Origin of the sequence: Lactococcus sp. DD01 (assembly GCF_001578715.1) — a bacterium.
Classification (GTDB): Bacteria; Bacillota; Bacilli; order Lactobacillales; family Streptococcaceae; genus Lactococcus; species Lactococcus petauri.
In genome coordinates, this window is the sequence record NZ_KQ968939.1 from 767,684 (window position 1) to 773,638 (window position 5,955).

General features: G+C 39.5%; 6 protein-coding genes. All 6 read right to left on the reverse strand.

Features of this window, described 5'->3' with window-relative positions; all coding sequences use genetic code 11:
* Positions 1-1,553: formate--tetrahydrofolate ligase (locus LACDD01_RS03745; protein WP_061414133.1), on the reverse strand; the 1,553-nt coding region annotated here is incomplete at its 3' end.
* A gap of 129 nt (positions 1,554-1,682) precedes the next feature.
* Positions 1,683-2,381 carry a purine-nucleoside phosphorylase gene (gene deoD / locus LACDD01_RS03750; RefSeq protein ID WP_061413250.1) on the reverse strand — a complete coding sequence of 233 codons (699 nt, stop codon included), beginning with the start codon at positions 2,379-2,381 and terminating at the stop codon, positions 1,683-1,685.
* An 85-nt stretch (positions 2,382-2,466) separates the two neighbouring features.
* The gene (locus tag LACDD01_RS03755) at positions 2,467-3,282 is read right to left on the reverse strand and encodes a purine-nucleoside phosphorylase (RefSeq protein ID WP_061413251.1); all 816 of its coding nucleotides are present in this window, start codon (positions 3,280-3,282) and stop codon (positions 2,467-2,469) included.
* 19 nt (positions 3,283-3,301) lie between these two features.
* Positions 3,302-3,571, reverse strand: a complete 270-nt coding sequence (locus LACDD01_RS03760) for a zinc ribbon domain-containing protein (RefSeq protein ID WP_019292125.1) — start codon at positions 3,569-3,571, stop codon at positions 3,302-3,304.
* Between the two features lie 3 nt (positions 3,572-3,574).
* Complete coding sequence (locus tag LACDD01_RS03765) at positions 3,575-4,810, reverse strand: phosphopentomutase (protein ID WP_061413252.1); 1,236 nt, start codon at positions 4,808-4,810, stop codon at positions 3,575-3,577.
* 81 nt (positions 4,811-4,891) lie between these two features.
* On the reverse strand, positions 4,892-5,955 hold a 1,064-nt coding region (locus LACDD01_RS03770), incomplete at its 5' end, for an MFS transporter (RefSeq protein ID WP_082779263.1).

Genomic DNA, 5,955 nt, shown 5'->3' on the forward strand with positions numbered 1-5,955 from the left:
CCAATCTTTGGCACCAACTCACGCACGGTAACTTCAAAGCCTTCTGGTGCTGCCAGAAGTTTAGGATTATCAGAAAATGAATATTGTGTCTTCGCCATACAAACAGGCAACTTATCCCAACCATTCTCCTCAATTTCTGTTAATTGGCGCGCTGCTTTTGCAGAAAAATTAACTTTCTTGCCACCATAAATTTGTGTCACAACTGTTGTAATCTTGCTCTCTACCGATGCTTCTAAATCATAAAGATAATGGAACTCTCTTGCTTCCTGCGTGAAAATACTTGTTAGTTTTTCGGCTAAATCAATTCCACCTGCGCCGCCCTTTTCAAAGACTTGTGTCAAACTCACAGCAACACCTTCTGCTTCAACAAGTCGTGTTAACTCAGCTATTTCCGCCTCAGTATCACTGGCAAATTGATTAATGGCTACAACGATTGGCGCACCATAGCTCGCCATATTTTTAATATGGCGTTTCAGATTTGCAAAGCCTTGGGTAACGGCTGCAACATTTTCGCCAGTTAGTTCCGTTTTAGCTACACCACCATGCATTTTCAATGCACGAAGAGTAGCAACAATTACAATAGCATCAGTGGTTTTTCCCAGTTGACGTGTTTTGATATCAAGGAATTTTTCGCCACCTAAATCTGCTCCAAATCCAGCCTCTGTAATAGTTACATCTGCTAATTTTAAGGCTGTTTTTGTGGCTAAAACAGAGTTACAGCCGTGAGCAATATTGGCAAAAGGACCGCCATGTACTAATACGGGTGTCCCTTCAATAGTTTGGGCCAGATTTGGCTTAAGTGCATCTTTTAATAGGACTGTAATTGCACCTTCAATCTCTAAATCACCCACAGTGACCGGCTGACGATCATAAGTATAAGCCACAACAATACGTGAAAGACGTTCTTTCAAATCTGTCAATGAGGTAGCCAAACATAAAACAGCCATAATCTCACTGGCTACCGTGATATCAAAACCGTCCTCACGGGGCACACCATTAACTACACTGCCTAAGCCAGCAACGATATGACGAAGCTCGCGGTCATTCATATCTAAGACACGTTTCCAAACAACACGACGACTATCGATGTTTAGAGCATTTCCTTGGAAAATATGATTATCTAAAAGTGCTGCAATAGCATTATTCGCTGTTGTCATGGCATGAATATCGCCTGTGAAATGCAAGTTAATATCTTCCATCGGAAGAACCTGAGCATATCCTCCACCTGTTGCACCACCTTTTATCCCCATCACAGGGCCCAATGAAGGTTCACGTAGCGCCACCATTACCTTTTGGTTCAAGCGTGCAAAGGCATCTGCTAGTCCAACTGTCACCGTTGATTTTCCTTCACCAGCAGGAGTTGGGTTAATGGATGTAACCAAGACAAGTTTTCCCTCAGCATTATCCTCAAACTTTTTAAGGCTTTCGAGTGGTATTTTTGCTTTATATTTTCCGTAAAGTTCGATATCTTCAAAACTTAAACCAATTTTTTCAGCGACGTCTGTGATAGCTTCCATCTTGCATTCTTGTGCAATTTCGATATCTGTTTTCATCTTTTAAATAACTCCCTAATCTCCATAACTTTCTTATCATTTTAACAGAAACATTTGGAAATTTCCTTTGCAAATGCTAAATTTAATAATTTTACCCTTTGAATGTTCGGCTTTAACTTTTACTTTTTCCTAAACAATAAGTGTTTCAAGCCCTACACGCATCATATCAGTAAAGGTAGTTTGACGTTCTTCTGAACTTGTTGACTCTCCTGTCACTAGACTATCAGAGATGGTCATGATTCCTAATGTTTGAACATTATGTTTTGCACCCAAATAATAAAGAGCTGCTGCTTCCATCTCTACTGCTTTTACGCCCAATTTACCTATAGCCAGCGTATCAATATCACTGTAGAATAAGTCAGCCGAAAGAACATTTCCTACATGGGTTGGAATATTTAAGTTTTTCGCAATGTGATAGGCCTTATCTAACAAATCAAAATCAGCAATTTGCGGCAAATCAAACTGTGGCCAGTCATTTTTAATAATGCGTGAAGTTGTGGCAGCGCCTTGTGCCAAGACTAAATCTCGTACATGCACATCTTCATTTAGCGCACCTGCTGTGCCTACTCGGATTAATTTTTGCACGCCGTATTCGGTGATTAATTCATGTGCATAGATGGAGATTGATGGCATTCCCATGCCTGTTCCCATAACTGAGATACGGTGTCCTTTATAAGTCCCTGTATAGCCCAACATGCCTCGCACATTATTAAATTGTTGAGCATCCTCGAGAAAATTCTCAGCAATAAACTTGGCACGCAATGGATCGCCTGGCAAGAGGATTTTATCTGCAATTTGACCTTTTTTAGCTTCGATATGAACTGACATAGTTACTCCTTATGTTTAGGTTATTTTGGTGCCAGCTTTCTTCACTAAAAAAAAAGAAAACGCTAACACGTTTTCTCTTATTTTATCACATTTTCACTAAAACATTCTTAACAAGTGTTTTAAATGTTTCTTTCACACGTTCTGTTGTCTCAACAACTTCAGCGTGATTAAGTTCACTTTGCATTCCTGCAGCTAAGTTAGTAATGCATGAAACACCTAGAACACGCATTCCTGAATGAACAGCCACAATAACTTCAGGAACAGTTGACATACCTACGGCTGAAGCTCCCATCGTGCGAGCCATATGAATTTCTGCTGGTGTTTCGTAAGTAGGTCCGGTGAAGCCCATGTAGACCCCTTCTTGAACTTTAGCTGACATTTCTGCTGCTGTTTCCTTAGCAAGCTCTTGATAGGCTTTGTCGTAGGCTTGTGACATATCTGGGAAACGTGGTCCGATTTCATCATCATTAGGGCCAATCAATGGGTTTGTTCCCATGAAGTTGATATGATCGTTGATGATCATCAAGTCGCCAGGTGCGAAGTCTTTATTTACTCCACCTGCAGCATTGGTAACAATAATTGATGGTGTACCAAGAGCTGAGAACACACGTACAGGATAAGTCACAACTTCCATTATATTTCCTTCATAGAAGTGGAAACGCCCTTGCATAGCAATAACTTTCTTACCAGATAAATCACCATAAACGAGTTGTCCAGCATGACCAACAACTGTTGAAACAGGGAAGTGAGGGATTGTTTCATATTTGATAATAACAGGATTTTCAATTTCTCCTGCTAATTCTCCCAAACCTGATCCCAAGATAAGAGCGACATCAATAGCGCCAACACCTTGATCTTTGAGGTATTTTGTCGTTTCAGCTAACTTCATTTTCAATTCCATTTTTGTGTTCCTTTAATTTTTATTTTTTCCAGCGCTTCAAGCCCTTTATTTGCATCGGGTAAAGTGTCTTGAGGAGCCATTTTTTAATTCCTGATATTTCCAGTTGTTCCAAGGCTTTACTTCCTAAAGCAATTGTTTCTTCCAAAGTAATATTGGGTTGTGTCCAAGAGCCATTCTGGTAGCAATATCTACAATATTCGGTAGCTGCTTGGCCGTTTCTTTCCGTTCCAAAATCGACCGCTTGTGCTAAAGGCATACCGCAAGATTGACAAAAAACTTTTTTAGTCATGAATTAGACCAAGCTTCCAAGGAAGGACTCCCCGATTTCAGCCTTGTCAATATTAAAATTATCTGCAATAGTAGCAGAGATATCCGCGAAGTGGCCCAAAGGTAGAACTTTTGGTTCTTTCAATGAAGGTGAGAAGATAACAAGTGGAATATATTCCCGTGTATGGTCTGTACCTACATAGCTTGGATCATTCCCGTGATCAGCTGTAATCATTAACAAGTCATCTTCATGCATGGCTTCAAGAATTTCAGGCAAACGTCCGTCAAAGTCTTCGATCGCTTGTCCATAACCATCTACATCACGACGGTGACCATATTTCGCATCAAAATCAACCAAGTTCGTAAAGCTAAAGCCTTCAACGAATTCTTCTTTACGCATTGCTTTGAGAAGACGATCGACACCATCCATATCGTTTTTATTATGTCCCATATCATATTTCACACCAACTGTGTTGAAAATATCAGAGATTTTACCTACTGAGTATGTATCTACGCCAGCATTATAAAGTTTTTCTAACACTGTTTCGTCAAATGGGCTCAAGGCATAATCACGACGGCCATCAGTACGTGTAAAGTCCCCTGGTGTACCCACATAAGGACGAGCAATTATACGACCAATCATAATACCAGAACCTTCCAGTGTGATTGAACGCACGTATTCGCAAATTTTGTACAATTCTTCACGAGAAATAATATCTTCGTGTGCCGCAATTTGTAACACAGGATCAGCTGAAGTATAAATAATCAACTCGCCTGTTTCCATTTGACGTGGTCCAAAATCATCGATAACAGCTGTTCCAGAATAAGGTTTGTTGGCTTCACGAATGACTTTACGGCCTGAAAACTCTTCAATTTTTTGAAGGAGATCTTCAGGATATCCTTCCGGATATGTTGGGAAAGGAGTTTGAATATTCAAGCCCATGATTTCCCAGTGCCCTGTCATTGTGTCTTTACCTTTAGAAACTTCTTGTAACTTGGTCACATAAGCTTTAGGCTGATCAGCAGCTGGAATAGTTTTTAGGGCTGTATCGCGTGGGATATTGCCCCAGCCCATTTCTTGAAGATGAGGAACATTTAGACCACGGATTTCTGAGATGTGACCAATTGTATCCGAATTCACATCATTTACTGCTTCGTGTGTTTCTACATCGTGGTTGAAAAACTTATCTGCATCTGGTGCAGCACCGATTCCAACGGAATCCATAACTACGAGGTGAACACGATTAAATTTCTTAGGCATATTATTTTCTCCTTACTTAGTGAACTTCTATATTATCATTATAAACTATTTAGTGATGAATAGGTTTCCAGAGCTAAACCTTCATGCAGAAAAACTTTTCTCGTTCGGAAGTTGCCCTTTGATGAGAAAAACGAAAACTGCTAAAGCCGCAATGGCTACACATGCAATCATGAGAAGAACCTCACTATAATGTCCTTTGACGGTTGCCGCAAAAACATGAAGATTTACACCATCAATAAAACGTGAAGAATAAGTAAACCCGATTGACATTGCAATATTGATGCAAAGATTGTAGAAACCAATTGCTGTTCCTTTATTTTCTTCTGGCATTTTTTCCAAACTTGTGTGCATAAGTGGTGCATACATCATGGCAAAAGCACATGAACTTAAAATAAGTAAGCCTGTGAAAAGGAAAACTGAGGCTCCCATGAACAATGCAGCAAGCACAATTGTCACCACAATAGTCACCATTGAAACAATAACGGCTTTAAATGAATTAAGTTTGGAAGCAATTGCTCCTGAAAGACTACCTACAATCGCAGCTGCTAAACATGCAGGAATAAACATCAAAGATACACTATCTAATTGCATTTGATACACATTTGTAAGCAAAAATGAAAATGTATTCAAGGTAAAGGCAGCTTGTGTCGAGTAGATCAAAAGTGCAGCAATCAAAGTAAAGACAAACAATTTGTTTTTGAAGAAGTCAATCGTAATAAAAGCATTTTTCTTTTTCGAAATATAAAGTAAGAAAACAATTGTTGCCAAAATAAAACCAATCAGAACAAGCCACGAGAAGTTGGTCAGGTAAACCATTGCAGTAACAGCAACAGCTGCAACAAGCATAATTCCCATCACATCAATATATTTTTTCTCACCAGATTCTTTAGGAAGATATTTTAAAAGGAAGGGGATAACCAATAAAGAAAGTAACGGAACAAGGAAAAGCGTTTGCCAAGCCAAATGCGTAGTGATAAATCCTCCAGTCAAAGTGCCAATAACTGTCGCAATTTGAAAACTAGACGTTGAAAAGCCATAATATTTTTTTTGCTTATCTGGTGCAACATAGCGGGCTACAAAAATAAGATAGAGGGTTTCAGTAGCACCCAATCCAGCTGCCTGAATGACACGCGCAAAAAACAACC

Coding starts and splice junctions, on each gene's coding strand:
- deoD (WP_061413250.1), bottom strand. CDS start 2,381: ATGTCAGTTCATATCGAAGCTAAAAAAGGTCAAATTGCAGATAAAATC.
- LACDD01_RS03760 (WP_019292125.1), bottom strand. CDS start 3,571: ATGACTAAAAAAGTTTTTTGTCAATCTTGCGGTATGCCTTTAGCACAA.
- LACDD01_RS03765 (WP_061413252.1), bottom strand. CDS start 4,810: ATGCCTAAGAAATTTAATCGTGTTCACCTCGTAGTTATGGATTCCGTT.
- LACDD01_RS03755 (WP_061413251.1), bottom strand. CDS start 3,282: ATGGAATTGAAAATGAAGTTAGCTGAAACGACAAAATACCTCAAAGAT.